The sequence below is a fragment of the Roseomonas rosulenta genome (genome assembly GCF_016106005.1).
Taxonomy (GTDB): domain Bacteria; phylum Pseudomonadota; class Alphaproteobacteria; order Acetobacterales; family Acetobacteraceae; genus Neoroseomonas; species Neoroseomonas rosulenta.
Map to the genome: position 1 here is coordinate 1 of NZ_JACADR010000455.1, position 2,184 is coordinate 2,184.

At 73.4% G+C, this 2,184-nt stretch carries 2 protein-coding genes; both read right to left on the minus strand.

Annotated elements, in window-relative coordinates; translation table 11 throughout:
* Nucleotides 1-57 precede the first annotated feature (57 nt).
* A complete protein-coding gene (locus HW578_RS25730) occupies nucleotides 58-282 on the minus strand; it encodes a hypothetical protein (protein WP_198373559.1) in 225 nt (74 codons plus the stop codon).
* Nucleotides 283-346: 64 nt separating this feature from the next.
* Complete coding sequence (locus HW578_RS25735; protein WP_198373560.1) at nucleotides 347-1,852, minus strand: class I SAM-dependent methyltransferase; 1,506 nt, start codon at nucleotides 1,850-1,852, stop codon at nucleotides 347-349.
* Nucleotides 1,853-2,184: the final 332 nt, after the last annotated feature.

Genomic DNA, 2,184 nt, shown 5'->3' on the forward strand with positions numbered 1-2,184 from the left:
CCCTCCCCCCCCTTCCCAACGAGAGGCCGGCTCACGAGGTGTGGCCACGACTGGCGCTTACACTTCTGCCCTTCCGATCCGGGCCGGCTGCACCGGCGCGGAGGGCGGCGGCGCGCCCTCGACCCCGCCGGGCACGCGGATGCCGCGGGTCTGGCCACCCGGCTGCGGGCGCAGCCTCTCGATCAGTTGCAGCGCCGCGGGGTCGGACTGCGCGAAGGCAGCCGGCGCGCCGGAGACAAGGACCAGCGCCGCGGCGCCGGCAAGGAGAAGCGAGCGGGTCATGGAGAGACCTCCTTCGATGGCGGAAGTGGTATCACAGCGGTGCGGGTGGCGCATCCGAAGCCCTTCACACGAGGCCCATGGCGCGCCAGGCCGGCATGTGCCGCCGCATCACCCGGGCGATGCCCTCCTCGGCGCGCGCCATCTCCTGCGGCCCCTCGTCGGGGCCCATCAGGTGGGCGGCGATGCGCGCCGGGTCGGGCGGTACGCCATCCTGCAGGGCGGTGACGACCGAAAGGTCGGATGCGGACAGCGGCAGCGCCGTGCCGAGCATCGGCACGGCCGCGCCGAGCGGCGCGCTGATGGCCGTCGCCTCCGTCCCGAAATGCCGCAGCAGGGCCTTGTTGCAGGCGAGCAGCCGCTGCTTCGTCGCAGCGTCATCGGGCGCATCGCGCCAGACCGGGTTCGCCACGCCGCTTTCGACCAGCATGACCGCGAGGTCGAGCGGCGAGAGATCGGCGCATTCCGGCAGCCTGGCGAGGTCGCCGATCCGCTTCGGCCCCTCGGCGAGCGCACCCACCAGGGCCGCGACCTGGGCGTCGGGCAGCGTCGCCTCGCCCTGCGCGGTCGGGATCTCGAGCTTCACCTCGTCGGGCGCGGCGGCGAGCGCGAGGCGGATCTCGGGCAGCATGCGCCAGCCGCCCGCCTGGCGGCCGCGCACGAAGATGTCGGTGCGGAAGCGCCGGGCGAGGAACATGTCGTTCAGCGTCTCGCGGTCGAAGCCCGCCGGCGCCTCCGCCAGCATCGCCTGCTGCGCGTCGTCGAGCTGCAGCGCCGGCATGCTGGTGGCGGGCCTCGCGCAGCCGCCATACTCCATGCGCGCGCCGACCAGCGCCTTCGCGAGGTCCGCATGGTAGGCCGGCCGCCAGAAGGAGGTCAGCCATTCGTGGACCATGTAGGCCGGCGCCTTGCGGCCCTTGGCGATGATCTGGTCGAGCACCGTCTTCGTGGGCAGGTACCTGGCGCCGGCGTCGCGCAGCTTCTCGAGCACGTCGAGCGCGGCATTGGCGCGCGCCGTCTCGCTGCCCACGACGCCGCGCGCCGCCTCGTCCAGCACGCGCTGGAGCAGCAGCGTGTCGCCCCAGGCCGGCATGGCATTGTAGCCGAAGAAGGCGATGCCGCCGGGCTTGAGGCGGTGGCGCAGCAGGCGGACGATACCGTCTCGGACGTTGTCGGGCACCCAGGTCCAGACGCCGTAGCAGATCACCACGTCGATCTCGGGCAGCACGCGGGTGGCGCGGTCCTCATCGAGTTCGGTGACGTCGGCCTCGATGAAGCGGGCATTGGCGAGGCCGGCCTCGGCCGCCACCTCGCGCGCCTCGGCGATGTGCACCGGCTGGAGGTCGAGCCCGATGACATCCCATCCCGGATTCGCCGCCGCCAGCAGGCAGGCCGTGACGCCGCGGCCGCAGCCGATATCGAGCACGGTCAGCCTTTCGCGGTCGAGCGGCCGCCAGGCGGTGTCGGCGATGGCGAGCGCCACCTGCATGCGCGCCGGCGATGCCTCGGGCTGGTAGGCGGCGACGTAGCGAACGTCTGCCGCGCCATAGAGCGACTTCGCATCGGATGTCATTTTACATGTCCCTCAAGCGCCGGGCGCCGGCATCCGCCGGCTTGGCCTGCGCGCCACGCACTGGCGCACCCGGCGCGACTGATGGTCTGGGCGCGGTCGCGCCGTACGCTCCCGGATCGCGGCGGGGCCACGATCCGAGCTGACGCGGCGGGCGAAGTCGCACCGCATCACACCACGTCCCGCGGTTCGAACAGCGCGTCGCGCGCATCGGCGCGGCGTGGGCGCGAGGCGCCGGTCCAGGTCGACCAGCCGAGCCGCGCGCCGCCGCCGGCGCGCGCGGCGGGCACCTCCTCCGCCTGCAGCACGAGGTTCACCGCGAAGGACGTATCCTG

What these genes read in the sequence shown, in the direction of transcription:
- HW578_RS25730 (WP_198373559.1), bottom strand. Translation starts at nt 282, where the DNA reads ATGACCCGCTCGCTTCTCCTTGCCGGCGCCGCGGCGCTGGTCCTTGTC.
- HW578_RS25735 (WP_198373560.1), bottom strand. Translation starts at nt 1,852, where the DNA reads ATGACATCCGATGCGAAGTCGCTCTATGGCGCGGCAGACGTTCGCTAC.